Genomic DNA, 23,498 nt, shown 5'->3' on the forward strand with positions numbered 1-23,498 from the left:
TTCGTTTTGTGATAGAATAGGAAGCGTGATTGTAAATGATCAAAATGAACTTTTCCCTCGTTCTTTCATATTTTATATTAAAAGAGATCGCTGGAAAGACTGATTGAGGTCCAATCAGAAATCAACTTATAATAGGACTGGTGTTTATGAATAAGAAACAAAAGATCTATAATAAATTGTTGGAACTCGTGAAAGAGGAAAATGTGAAAGTGGATGAAATGTTGAAAGACCACTTGTACACGAAGCTGGGCGGAAAAGCCGACTTTTTTATTACTCCAACATCCTACGAAGAAATTCAGAATGTTGTTAAGCTTTCGAATGAAGACAACATTCCTTTCACACTGCTTGGAAATGGATCCAACTTAATCATTAAAGACGGCGGCATTCGCGGAATCGTCATCAACTTAAAACATCTGGATACCATCTATTCTGAAGGCAATACAGTAGTCGCCCAAAGCGGTGCCCGGATCATTGATGCGTCTCGTTATGCTCTTGATAAGAATTTATCAGGATTGGAGTTCGCGTGTGGTATCCCTGGAACGGTCGGGGGTGCGTTATACATGAATGCGGGTGCTTATGGTGGAGAAATCAAAGATGTACTCGATTACGCGTTCGTCGTAGATAAGCAAGGAAACCTTGTGAAACGTCTCGCAGCTGAACTTGATCTTGATTATCGAACAAGTAACATTTCGGCAAATGGAGATATCGTAGTAGAGGCCACCTTCCATTTGAAACCTGCGAATTATGAAGATATTAAAGAAGTGATGGACGACTTGACGTACAAACGCGAGTCTAAACAACCCCTTGAATACCCTTCATGCGGAAGTGTCTTCAAGCGACCTCCCGGATATTTCGCTGGAAAGCTGATTCAAGACAGCGATCTGCAAGGCACCAATATCGGTGGTGCAGAAGTTTCGAAAAAGCATGCCGGGTTTATCATTAACAAAGATAATGCAACGACTTCTGATTACATTTCTCTGATTGAGCACGTTCAAAAAACGGTGAAAGAAAAATTCGGAGTCGACCTGGAAAGAGAAGTTCGAATCATCGGTGATGATAAAGACTAAAAAAAGAGCCTGCGCAACGCGCAGGCTCTTTCTCATTCTCCCCTAAGCTCCCTTATGAATAACAACATAGGATGATTCCTTAATAAGCCCCTTTAGAATAAGTCAATTCATAACTGTGAGTGTAAATTTCGAAAACATTGCCGAAAGGATCTTCTACGTAAACCATTTTGTACGGTTTTTCGCCAGGGTAATATTCGCGAATAGGCATACGCTGTTTCCCGCCCTTGGCTTTCACTTTTTCGACAACGTCTTCAATATTCGGGTCTTGAATACAGAAATGGAAGATGCCTGTCTTCCAATATTCGAAGTTATTTTCCGGGTCTTCCTGATGTGGAAATTCAAAAAGCTCTATGCCGATCTTATCTCCAGTCGATAGGTGAGCTATTCTAAATGTCTCCCAATCATTGCCGAAAACGTCCCGGCACATCTGACCGACTGGTGTATCATCGTTATGGACGTCTGATGGTTCCATAATGACATACCACCCGAATAACTCTGTATAAAACTCAATCGCTTTTTCTAAATTTGGTACAGACAAACCGATATGTGAAAAACTTCTTGGATAGGGGTACATAATTAAAAGCTCCTTCTCTATGATTTTATTTTCGCTACGATTTTACCTTTCACATGGCGTTCAGACAGACGTTCAAGAGCTTGTGGAACCTCTTCCAATGAGATGATCTCTTCCAGTAGAGATGAAAGTTTACCATCCCCCATCATCTCAAGCATCTGATCCCCGATAACAGCAAGATCTTTTTGAGACTTCATGTCAGCTTGATGGGTCGCTCCTAGAGCAATCTCGTGATAGGATACTACGTTAGTAAATGGCTTCACTTTAGAAAAGTCCGGCGCACCCGCGATGTACACAAGGTGCCCCATAAAAGCAAGAAAGTCCAATGATGCCGTCGCATTGTCACGGCTTACTGCGTCTACGACTGCGTCGACACCCTTGCCTTCGGTGATTTCTTTAACTCTTTGGTGAACATCTTCCTTACGGTAATCAATAACGAAATCTGCGCCTAACTGGCGGACGTGATCATGATTATGTGCAGAAGCTGTGGTAATAACCGTCTTCCCTGCCGCTTTTGCAAGTTGTATACCGAAACCTCCGACACCTCCTGCTCCTGCGTGAATCAAAATGGTTTCCACTTGATCTAAAGGAAGCTTACGGTGGATCGCTTGGTAAGCGGTGTAACCAGCTGTCGGTAAGGCAGCCGCCTCTTCAAAGCTGATTTTATCTGGAATTCGTGAGATCGTATGGGCTGTTGTTACAGTATATTGCGCATAAGCCCCTTTCTTTAGCAAATCACCATGGTAGACCACTCGATCTCCCTTCTTCCACTCCGTCACACCCTCTCCAATCTCGGCAATTGTACCCGCAGCATCCAGACCGAGGATATGAGGATACGTCCAATTGGGATTCCCATTCGTTGCGGTTTTATAATCGACAGGGTTCAATCCAGCCGCATGAACCTCAATAAGAACTTCTCCTTTTTGTGGGTGAGGCTTTTCTACTTCCTCCACCTTCATTTCTTTCCATTGATTTTTATCTTGTAAAAGAAGGGCTTTCATCCGTCTTCATCTCCTTTTTAAACAGTTTCCTTCAACATGTGAAACGATATACTATATACTAACGAGAGGTTCAGATAGAAACAAGAAGGCACTTTTCAGTAACTGAGTTACTAAAGGGTAACCTAACTATGGTTAGAAATGAGGGATACACAATGAAAGAACTGCAATCGGAATACCAATGCGCCATCAATTTAGTGATAGATTTAATTGGAGGAAAATGGAAGGTGTTATTACTCTGGCATTTGAATGAAGGGGACAAGCGGTTCAATGAATTGAGAAGAACCATCCCTGAGATCACTAAAAAAATGCTGACACAACAATTGAGAGAGCTTGAGGGACATGGACTTGTTAAGCGGACAGTTTTTGAAGAAGTTCCTCCGAGGGTGGTGTACTCTACGACCGACTTCGGCCGCAAGCTTCAGCCTGTGCTTTATGGAATGTGTCAATGGGGTGATGATTACGCAGAAAAAGAAGGGATTCAGATGAACAGCTGTTGGACGGGCCAGGATTTTATGGAAAATAAAAGCGACCTTTTGTAAGGTCGCTTTCTTTGTCAGGACATCCACTTCGGCGGCGTATTTTTTTCCCAATAAACCTCGCCGAGTTCATGGTGTTTCATGAAGTCATCCTCTTGCAAATGATAATGGAAATTAAACCAGTATCCTTCACCAGGCCGTTTATCCCTGCGGACATGAAAACGGGCAACTTCTTCATCTGTATGTTTGTTTTGGATATTAAAAATTCTTTCTCCGTATCCCGGAGACGGATCTTCAGTAATTTCATAATAAGGGACTTCATTTTCATCCGCAGATGTAAGTATCTCTTCCATGACTTCTTCGATCTTCGGTAAAATCGTTGTCGTCATGTCTTCATCTACTTTTTCAATAATTCGCGGCCCCATCTTTGTAAGTGTCTGTGTTTTCGCTTGCTCCGTAATTGTTTCAATCCAATCATCAGTCGTCAAAGGCTCTACAGATGATGGCGGTGTTATATCGAAATCTTCCGTTTTAGAGGTATGAGGTGAATCTTGAATATGCCGATCGGCCGACAATTCTTTTTTATCGGCTGCATCTGTGTCGATCTGCATTGGTGGTACGTATAGGCCTAAAGTCATGACAGATATGAGTACAACAAATATTTTTCTCAATAGCGGCTTCATTTCAGACAATCTCCCTCTACTTCAGGATGACTTCATTTTACCATTTTCTACGAAGTTGTCCATAAGCAAAAAGAAACCGTTTCCAGTTCCTCACTTTTATACCTTTTTTTAATGGTCCCCGTCATACCAATACGGGTCTCGAAAGAATAGATCACTTCTCCAGACCGTGCCTTCATTTCTTTTCCTTGGGTTTTTCATGTGGGTTTCTTTCCCCGTACATGAAAAAAGAAAATAAGGAAAACTTAAAAGATGAAAAAGGAGGAGGAAAAGATATGAATCCAAACCAAAGCCAAAACCAGAATCAGCAAGGGCAGCCAATGCCCCAAAATATGATGAATCCTAACCATGGAGGTCACGAGTTATTTGATGCTCATGAAGTCATCGCAAGCTTAATCAATATGCTTGATCAATACCAAATGTATGCACAGCATATTCAGGACCCTGAGCTCCAAAGCATCCAGCAACGCCAACATGCGTTTGTAACCCAAATGTACAATACAATTGTACAAAGTTTCAGCACAGGTCAGGATCCGGCTCAAGAAACCCAACAATACAAAATGCAGCAGAGCAATGAAGTCGTTTACGGAATCAAACCCGGTCAACCAAAGAAACCGAACCAATCAGTCAATGAACTTGCAGATAAAGGGCTTTCTGCCTATATGCTGGGACAAACAAAAACGCTTGCGACTTTACTGTCCATGACTGCCCTGGAAATGACGAACCCTGTTTTGCGCCGTGTTGTTGCAGATAGTGTTCCAAATTTCATCGAGATGAGTTATGAGATTTTCCTTTATCAGAACAAGCATGGATACTACCAGGTTCCACAGTTGCAGCAACAAGACATGAACCAAATGCTGCAAAGCTATACAACCGCACCCCAAGGCAACATGCCACACTAAACAAACAAGGACGCCAGCTTTTCAGCGGGCGTCTTTGTTTGTTTACCTCAAAACTACGTTTGTCACCATCCCTGTGTCACGCACTAAAAAGGAGAACCATTCATAAAAGAGGATTTTATTAATACCCATAGCATTGTTTTAATATAGTATAGGGACAAGCACCTATAAAGGAGGCCCTTTACTTTGCTATTCAGTTATATTCTGCTCGGCTTATCATTATCCGCTCCGATCGGTCCCATCAACGCTGCTCAGTTGGACAAGGGAATTCGGTACGGCTTTTGGCATGCCTGGCTTGTCGGTGTGGGAGCGATGTGCGCGGATGCCTTGTTCATGCTGATGATTTACTTTGGACTTGCTCAATACGTAGAGCTCCCTCTTGTGAAAACATTCCTTTGGTCTTTTGGAGCTTTTGTATTGATTTATACTGGAATTGAAAGTATGACAGCCTCCTATACGGATGAAACGCATCGGTCCTATTCATCGACAAAAATGAAGTCTTTCCGAACAGGTTTTTTTATGGCTTTATCAAACCCTTTGAACATTCTTTTCTGGATCGGTATTTACGGTTCCATTCTAGCCCAGATTTCTTCTCAGTATGAACACACTCAACTCCTTATTTACAGTGGGGGCATCTTTATTGGAATCATGTTATGGGATTTTACGATGGCTGGAGCAGCATCGGGAGCTAGAAGGTGGATGACAGCCAAGTTGTTAAGAGGGGTTTCCATACTTTCAGGACTATTCCTGATTGGTTTCGGTGTTTATTTTGGTTTTCAGGCCGTCAAGATGTTTATCGGGTAGACAGTCACCTATATCTGCTCTCTCCAATAGGATATGGATGTATCCTAGGAGGGAGATTTTTTATGTTGTACACCAAAGAAGAGATAGAGAACCACGTCATTGACTTCGACCTCTGGCAGCATGAGGTTTATGAACAATTTTCGAGCATGATGAATCAGCGGGAAACCCCATATCCATGTGTCCCTGGAATTCAAGGGTTCATGAAAAATATGTTACGTTTCGGGTTTGTGGACGATCCACGTACAGATAAAAGTACAGATCAGTTAGCTGGTTTATTAAAAGAATATGGAGAAATTTCAAGAGATACAGGGAACTATGCTTCGCTCGTCATCTTTTGTGATACACGTGCACTTTTGGAAGAACAAACAACCATCGATCAATATGAAGAGCTTTTCTGGACTATGCTCAACGAAACGCATAAAAAAGACCCGTCCCCGTGGCCTGAAGACATCCCCAAAGAACCTGAAGACCCGGCATGGGAATTTTGTTTCAATGGAGCACCTTACTTTGCTTTCTGTGCAACCCCGGCCCATGAAATAAGGAACAGCCGCCGCTTCCCTTGTCTGTTGCTCGCTTTTCAGCCACGTTGGGTTTTTGATGAAATCAACGATTCTACTCCTTTTGGCAGGAAAATCAAAAAGGTGATCCGCCAGCGTTTGGTGGAGTATGACGGAATTCCTACACACCCCGCATTAAAGTGGTATGGGCAAAAAGATAACCACGAATGGAAACAGTACTTTATAAAAGATGATGAGTCGACCTTATCCAAGTGTCCTTTTACGGCATTGAAAAATAAATGGAAAAGTTTACGCCCCTGACTGGGGTGTTTTCTTTTGTTTCACCCATGTAGCGATTGCGATAATCACTAAAAAGAAAAGACTGACCAAAAAACCGATGCGCGTCATGGAGTCGATCCATGTCCCTGTGACAGCAACAACGATCAGGCTGATACCAAAGAACACGAGCGCTGTCCCCTTTTTTCCTTTCACCATCAATTTTCGATAAGATAGTAAAATAAAAACCCAGTTGTATAAGAGCATCAAGCCTGCTGCTGTCGTTACATATTCGAAAATTCGATCAGGAAGCAGGACGGCAAGAATAATGGAAAGAATAACAACTCCGATCGTCAAAAGAAACGCAGGCTTTGAGACTTTCCCTTCCTCTTTTTCTGCAAATATTCCTGGTGCATCCCCTTCTTCACTCAACGTCATCAACATCGTTGTAACAGCATATAGAGAAGCGACCATCGTTGAGAAACCGGCGATGATCAGAACGCTATTGAACACATGAGGGACCCATGGAAGAGAATATTCCGTTAAGGCGGTAAGAAAAGGACTTTCTTCTGTCGAGATATTCTTCCACGAGGTAAGAGTGATAACAAAATAAAAGGCGGCAACATAAACACCGGTGAGTACAATAAGCATCAACGTTCCAGACTTTGGTGCATCTTTCGGATCTTTCAATTCATTAGCCATTAACCCCATGACTTCAATTCCACCAAAAGCATAAAACGCATAGAGGAGGGCAATCCAAAGTCCTGACCACTCTCCATCAAAAAAAGTAGACACCGGGTTCGTGACAGCCTCCGGTCCGCCTCCTCCAATGACCCCGGTCATAGCAAGAATGGCAATTAGAATGAACATGACAATCGCAGATATTTTAATGAGTCCGAAAACATTCTCCATTCGCTCTACTTGTTGTACCCCAAGCCAAATGACCAAGAGACCGAGGACAGAAAAAACACAGGCCAACATCCACAATGGAATCTTCTCAAACCAAAACTGTGCAAAAATGGCGAGGGCTGTCAGCTGACTCCCCATAATCAACATTTCTGAGGACCAGTAAACCCAGCCGTTACTGAATCCTGCCCATGGACCAAAGGCTTGTTTGGCATAAGTTCGAAACGACCCTTTTTCAGGATGGTTCGCAGTCATGGCGGCCAGTGAACGGAAGACAATATAAGTTCCTACCCCCGCCAATAAATAGGCAAGCAAAACAGCAGGTCCTGCTTTTTCAATGGCGATGCTGGACCCTAGAAAAAATCCTGTTCCAATAATACATCCAATCCCGATGAAAGATAGCTGCCACCAGGATAACTTTCCTTTTTTATGTACCTCAGCCATTCCCACCCCTCCTTCTGCCTATAGTTTGAAATGATTCGTCAGGATTATGTGTAGGAAAGGAAGAATGTTTTTTCGCGGTGGGGAGAAAGTATCAAGAGATGAAAAAGGAGCGTGGCACTTATGATTACATGGACCCCTAATTGTTGGAATGAATTTGACGAACTTAAAAGTGTCGTCGTTTGTACACCTTCTGTCCTCCCTGTCCCTGACAAACAAACGGCAACGGACCTTCGATGGGAAAAGACAGCAGACAGCGAAAAAATGAGCCGTTGTTTTAACAAAATGGTCGATGCCATGAGTAACGAAGGTGTTCAAGTGGTTGACTATTCCACTTTTCTCAAGGATGAGGAAAAGGCTTTCCATGAACAATTAATCAACCGCGTGTTTGTCCGTGACCTCGCCTGTGTGTTCGGAAAAAAAGTGATACCAGGTGAAGCAGGGACAACGATGAGAAGACCAGAGTATGTACATGCCCATAGGGTGTTTGAACAATGGTTTGACGCCGAACAATATTCCATCCACGAAAATGACAGGGCTAATGCTTTAGAAAACGGAGATGTGTTTGTATTAAGCAAAGATGCGGTCTTTATCAATGTTGGAATGAGATCAAGCTACGAAAGCGCAAAAGCCTTAAGAGAAAAATTAATTCCTCTCGGTTTTTCTGAGATTGGTGTCATTGACCTTCCTCGCCGCGGGGATACGATGCATCTCGATATGAATTTCAACATTGCAGGAGAAGGACTAGCTTTAGCCAAAAGCTATATGCGTTATTTTCCTGTCGAAGTTTTATCTGCAAAAGGATCCTCGTATGTGATGATGCACGAATTCCTTGAACGTCACGGCTATGCCATCATTTGGACCGATGAAGTGAAACATACGGTGGCCGATATCAACTTTTTGAACCTGGATCCAGACACATTACTCATCAGCACGAAAGCCCATAAAAAGATCTTCCAACATGAACGATTGAAAAAGAAGCGGTTGATTGAAGTGGATGTTGACGAATTGGAAGCGGGTGGGGGCGGAATTCGTTGTATGACGTTGCCTATCGAACGACGTTAGAAAGCATGTGGAGGCATGCTTTCTTTTTTATGAATAGACAATCAGCACGAGCACACATATGGGAAGGGAACAAAAAAGGGGGCTACAGATCCATGGGCGAATGGTGTAGCCCCGGATGGAGGTGGACAGTTCCGTTACGTCAGTAATCCTGCTCCTTATGGATCAAAGGCCAAGTTGCCGCCCGCACCATAAGACGTCCATGAAACCCCTCCCTACAGCAAATAACACAAAACCGTTTCCTTTTTTCTTCCCTCTGCGTTCTTTTCCTTCTTACGAATGATGAGCAAAGAACTGAGAAAGGATAGAAACGAGGAGGGGTTTTATTTTGGAACACCTTAAATTATTCGCAATGAAATTCTTTTTTACATTTGCGATCCTATTTGTCCTTTTAGGCGCTGGTTTTGAAGTCTCTTTTGAAAATATTTTCCTCATAAGCTTGGTTTTAAGTCTAGTGGGTTATGCTGTCGGGGATCGGATTGTTCTTGACCGTACAAAAAACTCGACAGCCACACTGGTAGATGTCGTGTTAATTTTCGGCTTTGTTTATTTTATGACTGACGCCCTTACAATCGGAGACGGAGTTCTGATCGCATCGGTTCTCTCTGCTTTATCTTTAGCCCTATTTGAATACTTCTTCCACCAATCGGTCGTCAGGACCATGGAAGAAAATGAAACCGACAGCGAGGCTTTCGCTCCAGCAGGGGAATTGCGCACAGAGGTTTCCGAAGAACTGACGCCATACGAAGATGACGAAGGGAAATAGTGAAATACCTGGTCCTCCGACAATAGGAGGACCAGGTATTTTCATTCATAGTTATTCATTCCTTTACTGGTGACAGGAATTCATTAGTATCGGATGTGTTAGAGACTGAATTTAGTTCTGTTTTCACTTACTTAACCATAGTCACTGGACAAGACGCTACATGCAGGACATTAAAACTAACACTTCCTAGAATCTTACTCTTTATAGCACCTAAACCACGCGACCCCATTACGATACTATAAACATTTGATTCCTTTGCTTCTTTAGCAATTTCATAGTCTGGTGAACCAATTCTGATTTTTGTGTGTACCGTTACCTCTTCATTCTCAATGTCTTTCAGTGCATCATCCAATACTTCTTTCGCGTTTTCTTGCTGGTATCTACGCACTTGTTCTTTGCTTACAAAGCGATTAATATTGGGGGAATTGTAATTATATTGAACATTTAAAAGAAGAATCTCAGCATCCATTGCTTTTGCTATTTCCATCGCATGTTTTAAAGCTCTTAGCGAGAAATCTGAACCATCAATCGGCACTAAAATTTTTTGCGACATTAGAATTCGCCCCTTCATAGAATTATGATTAATATACAGCTTAACAAACCAGGGAAAACGCTTTCAATTAATCCCATAAAAAAACCACTCAAACTCATGCTATTCATTTATTTAATTTTTCACTAACTCATTGTTTAAAGGTTTCTTTAAGTGTATTTTATCAAATTTATTCTGTTATATATAAATAATATCTTAATTTTTGGAATGAATTGAGGAGAAATCATGGATGACATCTATAATAAAGCATAAAAAAACCACCAATGTATGTATTGGTGGAGACGGTGGGAGTCGAACCCACGTCCGGAGATATCGGCACTCGGGCTTCTACGAGCGTAGTTGATATATTATATTTCACTGCCTCTTCAGCCTACCAACAGGCTTCCGAGGAGCTAGCCTGATTGTTCTCTTCGTTTTTCCTCAGGCGGTGGAAAAACGCGTAGCCCACTTTAGTTTGAGACCCTTCATCTAGCACATGGGCGATACCAGGAAGGATCAGCTATAGACTACTTACGCAGCTACAGCTAGGTTTTCGTTAGATTCGCCAGTTATATTTAGGCAAATGACGGTTTTACGAGGCGTCGCTCGACTCGCAACCCGAGCTCGACCTATCCCCGTCGAATCCGTAACGTCCCCGTTAGGATTAAGGGATAACAGTCAAGCTGTTCATCCATGTCGTGTTGACGACAAATATTATTATAGCAGAAATATAATATTTTTCAAGGGGGAGACATTAGCGAAGGCTGTCCTTGATCGCACGGTCGATCTCACGCTTCTGCTGTTTACGTTTCAAATCTTCTCGCTTATCATACTTCTTCTTGCCTCGACCAACTCCAACAAGCACTTTAGCCACACCATTTTTAATATACACTTTCAATGGTACTAAAGAATAACCTTTCTGTTGGGTTTGACCGATCAGCTGGTTGATTTCTTTTCGGTGCAGCAACAGCTTACGTGCCCGTGTTGGTTCATGGTTGTAAATATTTCCCTGCTCATATGGAGAAATGTGCATGTTGTGTAAATACACTTCCCCTTTATTGATGCGGGCAAAGCTGTCTTTCAAGTTCAAACGTCCATTACGGATCGATTTGATTTCTGTCCCCTGTAAGACGATTCCTGCTTCGAACGTTTCTTCTATGGCGAAATCGTGGCGGGCTTTTTTATTTTGGGCTAATGTTTTTCCATGTCCTCTTGGCATACCTTTTCCTCCTCTGTTGCGTCCCTTCATTGTACCAAAACTCATAGTCATTTCCAATTGATATCAGGCGGATGAAATTTAATCTTTCTGAATAGACTTTTTCTGTCAGCGTGTGAGAATATAAAGTTGCACATGCTTGATAAAGGAGATACCACACATGGAACAAGTCATGAATGTAAAACCCTTAACGATTGAAGACTATCCGACTCTCAAAGAAATGGACACAGGGATTGAAAACGACTATGTGGTTCGGATTTTTGATCGACTCGTCACTTCTGACAGTCATGAACTCTTCGGTCTTTTTCAAAATGGACAAATGCTTGCGGTCGGTGGTTACAGCTTATTTGGTCAGGATAAATTCGCCATGCTCGGCCGGTTGCGAAGTGATCGGCGCTTTCATATGAAAGGAAATGCCACAGAATTACTCAAGCCTGTCGTTGATCAATTGAAAAAAGATCCAAGAGTTAGCTGGATTGGCGCGAACACACACCTTGGAAATTTACCGGCAAGACGTGTCCTTGAAAAGATCGGGATCGATCAAGGGCCTATCATCCACTACTTGACTCTGAAACGTCCAGATTTATTGACAGGGCACACGCCAGGTCCTGTATGGACGCCTGTCCATGATTTAAAAAGGAAGCGCGACCTACTGACCGGTTTGAATGAAAACGCCTTAGGAACATTTCCATACGAATGCTACTATCCCTTCCCTTTTGACGAGGCTTTTTTCACCGATGATTATTTACAGGCCTGTTCCTTTTTTGAAAATCCCGATCAAAGTCGCTTCGTCATTATAAAAAATGATACAAAAAAATACGATTATTCTCATGTCAAATACTTCTGGGACGATCATTATGATCAGTCCGGCTTGTTTGAAACACTCCTCCATCATTGGAATAACAACCCGGATAATGTCGGTTGTTGGATTGATTTCTCCGACCAGGGATTTAAGAACATTCCTGAATTGACCGCCTATGACGTCCAGGAACCATGGATCCTTTACGGCACTTGGAAAAAGGCATAATTATAAGAAATCTCCCGCATATATTGACAAGCCTCTTCATAGTATTTAGAATCCTCTAAAGGAAAAATTTTAACGCAAGAAAGGATTAAAGACTATGAACTTTATGCAAGCCGTACAGCTGTTAGATGAAGGTCATGCTTTGGAACGTCATACATGGAAGAATTCCGGATATATCGTGAAAGATGAAAAAGGAAAGATTGTTTTCTTTGATCATAATGAACCTACTTTTTACTCTTTAACAACAGAGGATGCTCTCGCTTCTGATTGGGAACAAACAGAGAAGGACCAGTGGACGATCGTCTCTGTCTCTCACGATCGGGAATTGATGCAGGGAAGACTATTTGTTTCTTATCACATTTGTTCTGAAAATGGAGGCAGCATCATGAATAACCACCTCGTGGAAGCAGATGAATTGTCTCAGTGGTCCCGTTTTGTAAATCTGGATCTTGCCAATTCAGCCCGCTATCTGAATGAACAAGATGTAGCCACTGTTCAGAATACAATTAGTGCTTAAAACATAAATGAAAAACGCGCGAATGATTTCGCGCGTTTTTCTTATTTTTTCTTTTTGCTTCCTTTTTTAACGCCTTTGTTTCTGTAAAAAGGTTTGTTCCCTTTTTGTTTGTTTTTCTTTTTATCTTTTTTCCGGTCCGGCCCTTTGGATTTGATCTGTTTCGGGCGCTCTGGACGTTTCCGTTCTTTCCTCGGTTTCATGCCATCAATTTCGAAATCAACCACTCGTTCTTCAATATTAACGTTCGTCACTTTGATGGTTACTTCATCACCGATTCGGTAAACATTTCCTGTGCGTTCACCAATCATGGCATACTGTTTTTCATGGTAGTGATAGTAATCGTCGGTCAATGTACTGACATGCACCAGACCCTCAACCGTGTTCGGAAGTTCTACGAACATCCCAAAGCTGGTTACAGAACTGATGACACCTTCATACTCTTCTCCAATTTTATCCTGCATGAATTCTGCCTTTTTCAGATCATCCGTTTCCCGTTCCGCATCCACTGCCGCACGTTCCATTTCGGAAGAATGACGGGCAATTTCCGGCATTTGATCTTTCCAATGTTTCCGTGTCTTATAATCCAGCTTTTCTTCAACCAAGTATGTGCGGATCAGACGGTGGACGATCAAGTCCGGGTATCGGCGGATCGGAGAAGTGAAGTGGGTATAGAAATCTGTTGCCAAACCGAAGTGACCGAGACCTTGTGGGTCATACTTCGCCTGCTGCATGGAACGCAGCATCAGCTTCGAGATAATCATATCTTCCTGTGTACCCTTTACTTCTTCTAATACTTTCTGCAAGGCCTGTGGATGAACATTATCTGCCGTTCCTTTAACGGAATACCCCATATTGGCAACGAACTCAAAGAAGTTCTGCAGCTTATCTTCATCCGGGTCCTGGTGAATACGGTGAATGAACGGCACATCCATCCAGTGGAAATGTTCCGCTACGGTTTCGTTCGCAGCCAACATGAATTCTTCAATCAGGCGCTCTGCCACAGAACGCTCACGGAGACGGACGTCGACAGCTTTACCTTCTTCATCCACGACAACACCGGCTTCTTTAAAGTCAAAATCAATCGCGCCGCGTCCCATTCTTTTGCCTCTCAAGATACTCGCAAGCTTCTCCATATCTCTGAACATCGGCACAAGCTCTTCATATTTTTTAATCAATTCAGGATCTTCGTCCTGTAAAATGCTATTCACATCTTTATAGGTCATTCGTTCATTGGTCTTAATGACACTTTGGAAGATTTCGTGGTTCACGACTTCCCCTTGGCTATTGATTTCCATTTCACAAGTCAATGTCAGACGATCGACTTGCGGATTCAAGGAACAGATGCCGTTGGACAAACGGTGCGGAATCATTGGAATAACACGATCCACTAAGTACACACTCGTCGCACGTTCTCTCGCTTCCTGATCAATCGGTGAGCCTTCTTTTACATAATAAGTGACATCGGCAATGGAAACCCCAAGCTTATAGTTTCCGTTATCCAGCTTCTTGACCATCACGGCATCGTCAAGGTCCTTAGCATCCGCTCCATCGATTGTCACAATCATTTCATCACGCAGATCGCGGCGGTTCTTGATTTCATCCGGGTGGATTTCATCCGGCGTGTCTGCCGCTTGCTGCAACACTTCCTCAGGAAAGTCCACTTTGATCCCATGCTTATAAATGATGGAGATGATATCAATGCCAGGATCATTTTTATGTCCAAGGATTTCTACGATTTCCCCTTCAGCGCTCATACGGTCTTCAGGGAACTTCGTAATATTCACGATAACTTTGTGTCCATCGATGGCGCCATTGTTCTGACTCTTCGGAATGAAGATATCATTAGGAATCCGCTTATCATCGGCAATAACAAAACCGAAGTTGCGGCTGGATTCATATGTTCCAACAACACGTGTCGTAGCTCTTTCCAGTATACGGATGACCGTACCTTCCGGCCGCGTCCCATCCTCTTTCCGTTTCTCAATGCGAACAAGGACTTTATCATTGTTCATGGCCGAATGAAGGTCGGAATGGTGAATGTACACATCATCCTTATCCTCTTCATCAGGGATCAGAAAAGCGAAGCCTTTCGCATGCATTTGAATACGTCCGCGAATTAGATTCATCTTCTCTGGAAGACCGAAGCGGTTTTTGCGCGTCCGCACAAGCTCTCCCTCTTCCTCAAGTTCATTCAGTACCTTCATGAGGTCCTTGAATTCATCAGAACTCCCAAGTTCCAATGTCTCTTCAAGCTCTTGTACAGATAGTGGTTTTGATGCTGTTTCTTTGAAAAAGTCTAAAATTTGTTGTTTTAACTCTATACTCAATTGTCTTACCTCCTTATAAATGAAGGACAAGACTCCGGCGTCATGACCAGTCCAGAGACTCAAGGAAAGCGAGGACATCTTCGTGCAGCTGCTCTTTTTCCTTATCCATCGTGATCACATGACCAGAGTTTTTGTACCATTTAATATCTTTTTGATCAGCTTCTACTTGTTCATAAATATAGTTTGCACTTTCTGTGTTAATCATTTCATCATTTTCTGCTTGTACAACAAAAGTAGGCGTGTAGATTTGATCGACTTCATCATGGACTTCCGTTATAAATCCGCCTAACTGCTTGAACATCTCTTCTGATTCATTAAGAAGTTCCTGTACTTCGCGATCAATGGTTTCTTTATCTTTTCCTTCTAATTGTTTATACTGTCTCGCTTTGAATTCAAACCCTTGAGTCAATTGTTTCTCATTATCAAAAAACATCGGCGAACACATGGTAATGATGCCTTTGATTGGCTCCGAATACGCAAGCTTCAAGCCAAGGACACCTCCAAGGGACAACCCTGCGACAGCAATTTTCTCATATCCGAGTTCGCGCAAATGGTTCAAGGCGTCCTGAACATCTGCCCACCAGTCCTCGGGTCTTGCTTCAATCAACGCCTCAAGCTCTTTTCCATGTCCTGCATAAATCGGAGCATGAGATGTATAGCCGTGCTTTTGTAAAAACCGGCCTAGCATCCGCACATCGGCAGAGTGGCCCGTAAATCCATGTAGTAATAATACCGCACGTTCTCCTTCCTCAAACGTAAATGGCTGAGGTTGTTTAATTTTCATGTCATTCTCTCCTTACTTCATCTATGTCCTGTTTTTAAGATTTCATTCTAAAGTGCAATGTATTCTATTTTACCAAAATTAAGTTCCCCTGGCACATTTTGAACTTGAACAAGCTATTTCCAGCTATTATTAAGCCAAATGGCAGGATTGTTGAAGGCTCAGTTTCGCGATGTCTCCGGGGTTCGTTGCCTTGTTGGGCGCCAGGGGTGGTGATAAACGCCCCCCTTTCCTCAAAGGAGGGACAGTCTACCCGCTGTTATAAGCATAAAGCTTCTATATTGAGCTTTCAGAATTCAATTACATATAGGATAGAAATTTAACGCTCACACTTCCATCAAGCTGGAAAGCTGCTTATTCCAGATGTATTTTCGAGAGCATTTATAAGGTAAAGGGGCGGAGGGATAAGGTGAGACACCTATGGGACTTGCGGGACAGGTGAGACCCCGCAAGGCGTAAGCCTGAGGAGGCTCACCGCCTGCCCCATGGAAAGCGAACCTTTTCCCGCAGCCCCTAAATCACACAAAAGTCTCGAAACTGAGTCTTCCACAATCGGGAGCTATCGTGCAGGATCAAGTTTGAATAGGAGAACATAAAAAAACTGCGCTTCGTTTATGAAGCGCAGTTTTTTGATTAACCGATAATATATGCAGTTAAGAAAGCTAAAACAAAGAAGAGAACGCCTGTTACAACCGTCGCTTTGTGCAACACTGCGTCAATTCCTCGTGCTTTCTGCTTCCCAAATAGTTGTTCCGCTCCGCCAGAAATCGCTCCTGAAAGACCGGCACTTTTTCCGGATTGCAATAGTACAAGGACGATCATCGCAATCGTGTTGATGGTTAATAAAGTAATTGCAAGTGTTTCCATGATGTGCCCACACCTCCTAAAAACGTACAGATAACTAGTTTAAATGTAGCATAAAAGCCTATCATCAGCAAGCTTATTCTATATTCATTAAAGGTTGAAAAACGAGGATCAGAAATTCTGAAAAGAAAGAGAAAGTCCTATATGAAAAAAACTTGATGAATGAAAGAAATGACAAACTTTCTTGCAGAAGATTTTTAAGGCGCGTAACACTTCCTAAACGCATATGAAACCTTGCACATTTTTGAATACCGATGAATGTTTTTGATTACTTTTGAAAGTTTATGGTTGATTTTTGTAAGGGTTTTCTTTTATTATGATTATAGATAACAAGCAAGGAGTGTAGGAACATGCTTACACCAGAACGCCAGCAGCTAATATTAAAAACAGTCAAAAACGATCATACATCCAAAATCAAACGTTTAGTTGAAGTGACAGGTGCATCAGAATCGACCATCCGCCGTGATTTAGATCAGTTGGAGGAACAAGGACTCTTAAGGCGCGTCCATGGCGGAGCGTCCTTAAGAAGCTCCGCCAGTGAAGAACCAACCATGGGAGAAAAAGTCACGAAGTTTCACAGCGAAAAACAGGCGATCGCCCAATTCGCAGCCTCCCTCGTACAGGAGGGGGATTGTATTTTCATTGATGCTGGTTCGACCACTTTTGAAATGATTCCTTTCCTTAAAGAGAAAAATATCATTGTCGTAACGAATGGTTTGAGTCATCTGGATGCCTTGAACACCCATCAGATCAAAACCTACGTCCTTGGTGGTCTTGTTAAACACCAGACAGGGGCGGTTGTCGGGGCTGGAGCAATTCAAAACCTTCAACAGTACCGCTTCGATCAATGTTTCATGGGAGCCAACGGAGTCACTATACAAGATGGGTACACGACACCCGATCCTGAAGAAGCGGCGATCAAACAGATGACGTTGAACTTATCTAAGAATCGTTATGTCCTTGCCGATCATTCCAAATTTGAGAAGGTCGCTTTCATGAAGTTCTCTGATCTGTCAGAAGCAGAAATCATCACAGATTGTAATAATGAATCGATCGAAGACTATCGCAAGAAAACGAATATAAAGGTTGTGACAACATGATTTACACGTGTACTTTAAACCCTTCCATCGACTACATCATGAACGTCGAAGCATTTGAAGCAGGGGCTTTGAACCGGGCAAAAGAAACCTTCTATTACCCTGGGGGGAAAGGCATAAACGTTGCTCGTGTCATGAAGCGCCTTGGTGTCAAAACAAAAGCACTCGGTTATATCGGCGGCTTTACAGGTACTTTTGTTCAACAGTTTTTAAATCAGGAATCCATTGATCACGCATTTATCGAAACATCGCAAACGACAAGAATAAACGTGAAACTGAAAAGTAACAACGAAACAGAAATCAACGGCCCTGGAGCGGAAATATCAGAACCTCTACAGGAAGAACTCTTAGAGCAAGTGAGAAAGCTTTCAAATAAAGACACACTTGTACTAGCTGGAAGTCTTCCTTCTTCCATGCCGTCCGATTTTTATATAACCATGGCTTCCATCTGTGCTGAAAACGGAACAAAAGTCGTTGCCGATACGTCAGGAACAGCATTGGAGCAATTGCTTGGCCACCCACTCTTCCTTTTGAAACCGAACCATCATGAATTGGGTGAGCTTTTCAACGTCGAGATAGATTCAAAAGAAAAAGCAGTCCTTTACGGAAGGAAGTTAATCCAACAAGGCGTTGAGCACGTCATTGTTTCCATGGGCGGAGAGGGCGCAGTTTATGTAGGGCGAAACCAGGAAATGTTCGCCAATGTTCCTAAGGGTCATGTAAAAAACTCTGTCGGAGCGGGAGATTCTGTTGTATCCGGTTTTCTAGCCGCACTGGAAAATGAGGAAACGATCGAACAAGCTTTCCGTTATGGTGTGGCTTCAGGAAGTGCCACAGCTTTTCAGGATGACCTTTGTGAGAAAGAAGATGTAGAACGGTTGCTGACTGAAATCCACGTTTCCAATATAAACTAAGGGGAGTGAACCACCATGAAAATTACAGATTTACTGACGAAAGAAACCATCGTATTGAATATGTCTGCCTCTTCCAAACCAGAGGCAATCGATGAGCTTGTCGGTCAATTGGATCGTGCTGGTAAGTTGAATGATCGCGATGATTTCAAGCAAGCCATCGAGGCACGTGAACAGCAAAGCACGACAGGGATTGGCGAAGGAATCGCCATTCCGCACGCCAAAACTTCTGCCGTAAAAGACCCTGCCATCGCTTTTGGCCGGTCGCAGGATGGATTAAATTATGAATCGTTGGACGGACAGCCTACGAACCTCTTTTTCATGATTGCAGCTTCTGAAGGCGCTAACAACACGCACTTAGAAACACTGTCCCGCCTTTCTTCCTTTTTAATGGATAATAAATTCCGTCAACAACTGGAAGAAGCTAAAACGGAAGCAGATGTGATTGAAGCGATTAACGAAAAAGAAGCAGAAGAAGAAGATCATGGTGAAGAGACGGCAGATCAACCAGCAGGAAAGATTTTGGCCGTCACTGCATGTCCCACTGGTATTGCTCATACCTTTATGGCCGCTGATAAATTGAAGGCTACGGCAAAGGAAATGGGTGTGAACATTAAAGTGCAAACCAATGGATCTGGCGGTATCAAAAACCGATTGACCAATGAAGATATCGCAGAAGCGGACGCCATCATCGTTGCAGCAGATACAAAAGTCGATATGGAACCATTCAATGGCAAGCCCGTTATTGAAGTTCCTGTCGCAAAAGCTATTCACGAGCCAAAAGAATTGATAAACAAAGCCGTAAATAAAGATGCACCTGTATATCAAGGCGGGGGAAGCAATAAAGAATCTTCACAAGAAAAAGGCCAGCGTAAAGGTGTTTACAAACACTTGATGAACGGTGTTTCTAACATGCTTCCATTCGTTGTCGGTGGAGGGATTTTAATTGCCATCTCCTTCTTCTTCGGTATCGAATCAGATAACCAATTCGCACAAATGTTAAGTACGATTGGCGGAGATGCGGCCTTCTTCTTACTCGTCCCTGTATTAGCCGGTTTTATTGCGATGAGTATTGCTGATCGTCCTGGCTTTGCTCCTGGTATGATCGGTGGTTTCATTGCTATTACTCAAACGGTCGAAGGTGCCGGTAATGGGTCTGGTTTCTTAGGCGGTTTAATTGCGGGTTTCTTAGCTGGTTATTTGACACTGCTTATTAAGAAATGGTTAGAAGGTTTACCAGCCATTCTTGATGGTATGAAAACGGTCCTTTTCTATCCGGTTCTTGCAATCTTCGGCACAGGAATGATTATGTTACTAATCAACCCAGCATTGACTAGCGTTTACACGGCTCTCTTCGGTTTCTTAGAAAGTATGAGTGGGTCCAACTTAGCATTGCTTGGACTAATTGTCGGAGGTATGATGGCGGTTGATATGGGAGGCCCGGTGAACAAGGCTGCCTACACATTCGGAATTGCAGCTCTTGATGCAGGGAACTATACCTTTATAGCAGCTGCAATGGCTGGTGGAATGGTTCCACCCCTTGCCATGGGCTTAGCAACGACCCTTTTCAAAAATAAATTTACGAAGCAAGAACGTGAAACAGGGAAAGCCGCTTATCCGCTCGGAGCATTCTTCATAACAGAAGGAGCGATTCCATTCGCCGCAGCGGACCCGGCTCGTGTCATCCCTTCTATGGTCGCAGGGAGTGCTCTCACTGGTATGCTGACCATGTTATTTGGAATCGGCCTGCGCGCCCCTCACGGCGGTATTATCGTCGCTCCACTCGTAGAAGGCGGGGTCATGCAAATCGTTCTTTACCTAGTGGCAATCATTGCCGGTACAATTCTTTCAGCAATTGTTGTTGGATTCTTGAAAAAAGACCTTCAAAAGGCTTAAAATAATAAAGTTAGGGTAAGTCATAAACAATAGCATGTTTTAAGGAGGAATTATAAATGGTAGAGAAAACATTTAAAATTACATCATCAGACGGTGTTCACGCTCGTCCAGCAACTGTACTTGTACAAAATGCAGGAAAGTACGAGTCTGATATTAACCTACATTACAAAGAAAAATCCGTAAATCTTAAATCCATCATGGGAATCATGAGCCTTGGGATTCCTGCAGACGCTGAAGTTAAAATCTCAGCGGAAGGCAGCGACGAACAAGAAGCGATCGACCATATGGAAACAACAATGAAGAACGAAGGCTTGGGGGAATAACAGCATGACACAGCTTCAAGGTATTGCAGCTTCCAACGGAATCGCGATTGCAAAAGTGTACCGCTTGGAAGCTCCGGACCTTTCTTTCGATAAGAAAGATATTGAACAGCCGGAACAAGAAGTCAAGCGCCTGCACGAGGCTCTGGATACATCAAAATCAGAGCTAGAAAAAATTAAAGAACATACAAGAAAATCTTTAGGTGATGAACACGCGGAAATCTTTTCTGCACACCTATTGGTCTTGAGCGATCCAGAATTGATCCAACCGATCGAAGATAAGATCAAGAGTGAAAATGTGAACGCAGAAGCAGCTCTTTCTGAGACTGCAAACATGTTCATAGACATGTTCAAAGGCATGGATAATGAATACATGCGTGAACGTGCGGCAGACATCCAGGACGTAACAAAACGTGTAATGGCTCACCTTCTTGGTGTGACATTCCCGGATCCTGCGCTAATCAATGAAGAAGTTGTCATCGTCGCGGACGATTTGACACCTTCTGATACCGCTCAATTGAACAAACAATACGTAAAAGGGTTCACGACTGATATCGGAGGCCGTACGTCTCACTCGGCCATCATGGCTCGTTCTCTTGAAATTCCTGCAGTCGTTGGAACAAAAAATATCACTTCCCAGGCTGAGAAGGATACCATGATCATCGTCGACGGAATCAATGGTGATGTCATTATTGATCCAAGCGAAGATCAAATTGCAGAGTACAAGCAAAAACAGGACGATTTCGAAAAGCAAAAACAAGAGTGGGCGAAGCTTAAAGATGAAGCGACCGTCACTTCTGAAGGCGACCACGTGGAGCTGGTAGCGAATATCGGAACTCCTGACGACGTTGAAGGCGTTTTGAACAACGGCGGAGAAGGTGTCGGTCTTTACCGCACCGAGTTCCTTTATATGGGCAAAAGTCAGCTTCCGACAGAGGAAGAGCAGTTTGATGCTTACTCTTCTGTTTTGAAGCAAATGGGAGACAAGCCAGTCGTCGTACGTACACTGGACATCGGTGGAGACAAAGAGCTTGACTACTTGGATCTTCCTGAAGAAATGAACCCATTCCTAGGTTACCGTGCGATTCGTCTTTGCCTGGAGCGTGACGATATTTTCCGCGTTCAGCTTCGTGCATTGCTACGTGCAAGCGTCCACGGAAACTTGAAAATCATGTTCCCGATGATCGCTACACTGGAAGAATTCCGTCAAGCGAAAGCAATCCTTGACGAAGAACGTGCTAATCTCAAAGAAGAAGGTCAGGATGTTTCAGATGAAATCGAAGTCGGAATGATGGTTGAAATTCCTGCAACAGCAGTCATTGCCCGTCAGTTCGCTAAAGAAGTCGATTTCTTCAGTATCGGTACCAATGACCTGATTCAATATACAATGGCAGCAGACCGTATGAACGAGCGCGTCTCCTACCTTTATCAGCCGTACAACCCGGCGATTCTTAACCTTGTCAACAATGTAATTGAAGCCGCTCATGCAGAAGGCAAATGGGCTGGCATGTGTGGGGAAATGGCTGGAGATGAAATTGCCATCCCGCTTCTACTTGGACTTGGTTTGGATGAATTCAGCATGAGTGCAACATCCATCCTGCCTGCCCGTACGCAGATCAGAGATCTATCCAAAAAAGAATGGACTTCTTACAAAAAAGAAATCCTTTCTATGGGTACAGCAGAAGAAGTTGTCGCTTTTGTCAAAGAAAAAACACAAACGAAGTAGTATTTGTTTAACGAGTGTGGGACAATAGGTGTGTGTCGACTTGCTTTCGGCTCTAGTTCTAAACGAGAAAGAGATGTGTTTCCATGACATTTACTGTGATCATGATTGTATGTATCGCGATTGTTTTGGGGATTGCCGCTATGTTCGGCATGGCGGTCTCTAAAGGCTACGATTACAAACACACCGTTGACCCATTACCAGACGACAAACGTCATAAAGAAGATCATAAAAAAGCTGACGCTTAAAGATAGCGTCAGCTTTTTTCATTTCCGTCATATAGGTGAAGTTTCTGGTGGATGGGTGTTCGCACCTTCGGATTCGGGATCCGTTTTGGATATCCCATTTGCAGTACAGAAACCAATTTGAAGCGCTGGCTATCGAATCCTATAGCTTCAGAAAATTGTTCATCATGTAAATACGGACTCGTCGTCCAAAGAACGCCTACTCCCGCTTTCCATGCCAGGAGCTGTACATTTTGTATATAGGCACAAACAGCCGCGTAATCTTCTTCATACTTGCGAATATCCTCATCTCTTTCCATATAGATCAAAGCGTGATGCGGTATATTCAATAAAAATTCCCGAATCCCTTCCTGGAGACGTTTCGTTTTTTCTTCGTCATAACCATCAAAGAATCCTTGTCTTTGATAACTTTCCATTACGACCTGGGCATACGCTTCTTTCCCTTTATCCTGGTACAATCGTATCTGCCACGGTTCTTTCATCCGATGGTTAGGCGCCCACGCAGATTCCGCAAAAATGCGTTCCAACACTTCCTGATCCACTTGTTCCTCTTTATACTCATGAATCGAGCGACGGCTTCGGATCGCTTCTAACAATTCCAT

The 23,498-nt window shown here is 43.1% G+C and carries 25 protein-coding genes and 1 other RNA gene; 15 read left to right on the forward strand and 11 right to left on the reverse strand.

Annotation, left to right across the window (positions count from 1 at the left end):
- Nucleotides 1–146: 146 nt before the first annotated feature.
- Nucleotides 147–1,067: a UDP-N-acetylmuramate dehydrogenase gene (murB, locus tag GLV98_RS06255; protein ID WP_160913194.1), complete on the forward strand. Its 921-nt coding sequence runs from the start codon at nucleotides 147–149 to the stop codon at nucleotides 1,065–1,067.
- 79 nt (nucleotides 1,068–1,146) lie between these two features.
- On the opposite strand, the gene GLV98_RS06260 is transcribed toward murB, so the two are convergent.
- On the reverse strand, nucleotides 1,147–1,641 hold the full coding sequence (locus GLV98_RS06260) for a lactoylglutathione lyase family protein (RefSeq protein ID WP_160913196.1): 495 nt from the start codon (nucleotides 1,639–1,641) through the stop codon (nucleotides 1,147–1,149).
- A gap of 17 nt (nucleotides 1,642–1,658) precedes the next feature.
- On the reverse strand, nucleotides 1,659–2,639 hold the full coding sequence (locus GLV98_RS06265) for a zinc-binding dehydrogenase (protein ID WP_160913198.1): 981 nt from the start codon (nucleotides 2,637–2,639) through the stop codon (nucleotides 1,659–1,661).
- A gap of 152 nt (nucleotides 2,640–2,791) precedes the next feature.
- On the opposite strand from GLV98_RS06265, the gene GLV98_RS06270 reads away from it, so the two are divergent.
- Nucleotides 2,792–3,178, forward strand: coding sequence for a winged helix-turn-helix transcriptional regulator (locus GLV98_RS06270; protein WP_160913200.1), 387 nt, complete (start codon nucleotides 2,792–2,794; stop codon nucleotides 3,176–3,178).
- A gap of 14 nt (nucleotides 3,179–3,192) precedes the next feature.
- On the opposite strand, the gene GLV98_RS06275 is transcribed toward GLV98_RS06270, so the two are convergent.
- Entirely contained in the window at nucleotides 3,193–3,798 is a 606-nt protein-coding gene (locus GLV98_RS06275; protein WP_160913202.1) for a YpjP family protein, read from the reverse strand.
- Nucleotides 3,799–4,070: 272 nt separating this feature from the next.
- Here GLV98_RS06275 and GLV98_RS06280 point away from each other — a divergent pair, with 272 nt between their 5' ends.
- From GLV98_RS06280 to GLV98_RS06290, 3 genes are all read left to right on the forward strand, one after another.
- Nucleotides 4,071–4,697, forward strand: a complete 627-nt coding sequence (locus GLV98_RS06280) for a spore coat protein (protein ID WP_160913204.1) — start codon at nucleotides 4,071–4,073, stop codon at nucleotides 4,695–4,697.
- Nucleotides 4,698–4,880: 183 nt separating this feature from the next.
- Nucleotides 4,881–5,498 (forward strand): LysE family translocator, encoded by a 618-nt coding sequence (locus tag GLV98_RS06285; RefSeq protein ID WP_160913206.1) that lies wholly within the window; start codon nucleotides 4,881–4,883, stop codon nucleotides 5,496–5,498.
- Nucleotides 5,499–5,560: 62 nt separating this feature from the next.
- Nucleotides 5,561–6,316 (forward strand): YqcI/YcgG family protein, encoded by a 756-nt coding sequence (locus GLV98_RS06290; RefSeq protein ID WP_160913209.1) that lies wholly within the window; start codon nucleotides 5,561–5,563, stop codon nucleotides 6,314–6,316.
- Here the strand turns inward: GLV98_RS06290 and GLV98_RS06295 are convergent.
- Nucleotides 6,305–7,621, reverse strand: a complete 1,317-nt coding sequence (locus tag GLV98_RS06295) for an amino acid permease (protein WP_160913211.1) — start codon at nucleotides 7,619–7,621, stop codon at nucleotides 6,305–6,307. The two genes, GLV98_RS06290 and GLV98_RS06295, sit on opposite strands and share 12 nt — an antisense overlap.
- A gap of 120 nt (nucleotides 7,622–7,741) precedes the next feature.
- Here GLV98_RS06295 and GLV98_RS06300 point away from each other — a divergent pair, with 120 nt between their 5' ends.
- Both GLV98_RS06300 and GLV98_RS06305 read left to right on the forward strand, forming a co-directional pair.
- Nucleotides 7,742–8,683, forward strand: coding sequence for an arginine deiminase family protein (locus tag GLV98_RS06300; protein WP_160913213.1), 942 nt, complete (start codon nucleotides 7,742–7,744; stop codon nucleotides 8,681–8,683).
- 325 nt (nucleotides 8,684–9,008) lie between these two features.
- Nucleotides 9,009–9,446, forward strand: a complete 438-nt coding sequence (locus GLV98_RS06305) for a YndM family protein (protein WP_160913215.1) — start codon at nucleotides 9,009–9,011, stop codon at nucleotides 9,444–9,446.
- Between the two features lie 127 nt (nucleotides 9,447–9,573).
- Here the strand turns inward: GLV98_RS06305 and GLV98_RS06310 are convergent, their stop codons facing one another.
- The 3 genes from GLV98_RS06310 to smpB form a co-directional block, all read right to left on the reverse strand.
- On the reverse strand, nucleotides 9,574–9,999 hold the full coding sequence (locus GLV98_RS06310; protein ID WP_160913217.1) for a universal stress protein: 426 nt from the start codon (nucleotides 9,997–9,999) through the stop codon (nucleotides 9,574–9,576).
- Nucleotides 10,000–10,269: 270 nt separating this feature from the next.
- Nucleotides 10,270–10,632, reverse strand: a transfer-messenger RNA (tmRNA) gene (gene ssrA, locus GLV98_RS06315).
- Between the two features lie 97 nt (nucleotides 10,633–10,729).
- On the reverse strand, nucleotides 10,730–11,194 hold the full coding sequence (gene smpB / locus GLV98_RS06320; protein ID WP_089651385.1) for an SsrA-binding protein SmpB: 465 nt from the start codon (nucleotides 11,192–11,194) through the stop codon (nucleotides 10,730–10,732).
- 157 nt (nucleotides 11,195–11,351) lie between these two features.
- On the opposite strand from smpB, the gene GLV98_RS06325 reads away from it, so the two are divergent.
- Both GLV98_RS06325 and GLV98_RS06330 read left to right on the forward strand, forming a co-directional pair.
- On the forward strand, nucleotides 11,352–12,218 hold the full coding sequence (locus GLV98_RS06325) for a GNAT family N-acetyltransferase (RefSeq protein ID WP_160913219.1): 867 nt from the start codon (nucleotides 11,352–11,354) through the stop codon (nucleotides 12,216–12,218).
- Between the two features lie 94 nt (nucleotides 12,219–12,312).
- A complete protein-coding gene (locus GLV98_RS06330; protein ID WP_160913221.1) occupies nucleotides 12,313–12,732 on the forward strand; it encodes a Thoeris anti-defense Tad2 family protein in 420 nt (139 codons plus the stop codon).
- A gap of 41 nt (nucleotides 12,733–12,773) precedes the next feature.
- On the opposite strand, the gene rnr is transcribed toward GLV98_RS06330, so the two are convergent.
- The 3 genes from rnr to secG form a co-directional block, all read right to left on the reverse strand.
- Nucleotides 12,774–15,059, reverse strand: a complete 2,286-nt coding sequence (gene rnr / locus GLV98_RS06335) for a ribonuclease R (protein ID WP_160913223.1) — start codon at nucleotides 15,057–15,059, stop codon at nucleotides 12,774–12,776.
- A 40-nt stretch (nucleotides 15,060–15,099) separates the two neighbouring features.
- A complete protein-coding gene (locus tag GLV98_RS06340) occupies nucleotides 15,100–15,843 on the reverse strand; it encodes an alpha/beta hydrolase (RefSeq protein ID WP_160913225.1) in 744 nt (247 codons plus the stop codon).
- A 630-nt stretch (nucleotides 15,844–16,473) separates the two neighbouring features.
- Nucleotides 16,474–16,707 (reverse strand): preprotein translocase subunit SecG, encoded by a 234-nt coding sequence (secG, locus tag GLV98_RS06345; RefSeq protein ID WP_146816818.1) that lies wholly within the window; start codon nucleotides 16,705–16,707, stop codon nucleotides 16,474–16,476.
- A gap of 347 nt (nucleotides 16,708–17,054) precedes the next feature.
- Here secG and GLV98_RS06350 point away from each other — a divergent pair, with 347 nt between their 5' ends.
- The 6 genes from GLV98_RS06350 (at nucleotide 17,055) to ytzI (ending at nucleotide 22,899) form a co-directional block, all read left to right on the forward strand.
- The gene (locus tag GLV98_RS06350; RefSeq protein ID WP_160913227.1) at nucleotides 17,055–17,804 is read left to right on the forward strand and encodes a DeoR/GlpR family DNA-binding transcription regulator; all 750 of its coding nucleotides are present in this window, start codon (nucleotides 17,055–17,057) and stop codon (nucleotides 17,802–17,804) included.
- On the forward strand, nucleotides 17,801–18,715 hold the full coding sequence (gene pfkB / locus GLV98_RS06355; RefSeq protein WP_160913229.1) for a 1-phosphofructokinase: 915 nt from the start codon (nucleotides 17,801–17,803) through the stop codon (nucleotides 18,713–18,715). The genes GLV98_RS06350 and pfkB overlap by 4 nt, the downstream gene beginning before the upstream one ends.
- A gap of 15 nt (nucleotides 18,716–18,730) precedes the next feature.
- A complete protein-coding gene (locus tag GLV98_RS06360) occupies nucleotides 18,731–20,608 on the forward strand; it encodes a PTS fructose transporter subunit IIABC (protein WP_160913231.1) in 1,878 nt (625 codons plus the stop codon).
- A gap of 56 nt (nucleotides 20,609–20,664) precedes the next feature.
- Nucleotides 20,665–20,931, forward strand: a complete 267-nt coding sequence (locus GLV98_RS06365) for a phosphocarrier protein HPr (protein WP_160913234.1) — start codon at nucleotides 20,665–20,667, stop codon at nucleotides 20,929–20,931.
- 4 nt (nucleotides 20,932–20,935) lie between these two features.
- Nucleotides 20,936–22,654: a phosphoenolpyruvate--protein phosphotransferase gene (ptsP, locus tag GLV98_RS06370; RefSeq protein WP_160913236.1), complete on the forward strand. Its 1,719-nt coding sequence runs from the start codon at nucleotides 20,936–20,938 to the stop codon at nucleotides 22,652–22,654.
- Between the two features lie 83 nt (nucleotides 22,655–22,737).
- Nucleotides 22,738–22,899, forward strand: a complete 162-nt coding sequence (gene ytzI / locus GLV98_RS06375; protein ID WP_160913238.1) for a YtzI protein — start codon at nucleotides 22,738–22,740, stop codon at nucleotides 22,897–22,899.
- Nucleotides 22,900–22,907: 8 nt separating this feature from the next.
- Here ytzI and GLV98_RS06380 read toward each other — a convergent pair whose 3' ends face one another.
- Nucleotides 22,908–23,498, reverse strand: coding sequence for a nitroreductase family protein (locus tag GLV98_RS06380; protein WP_160913240.1), 591 nt, complete (start codon nucleotides 23,496–23,498; stop codon nucleotides 22,908–22,910).

This window comes from Halobacillus litoralis (assembly GCF_009856415.1).
Classification (GTDB): Bacteria; Bacillota; Bacilli; order Bacillales; family Halobacillaceae; genus Halobacillus; species Halobacillus litoralis_C.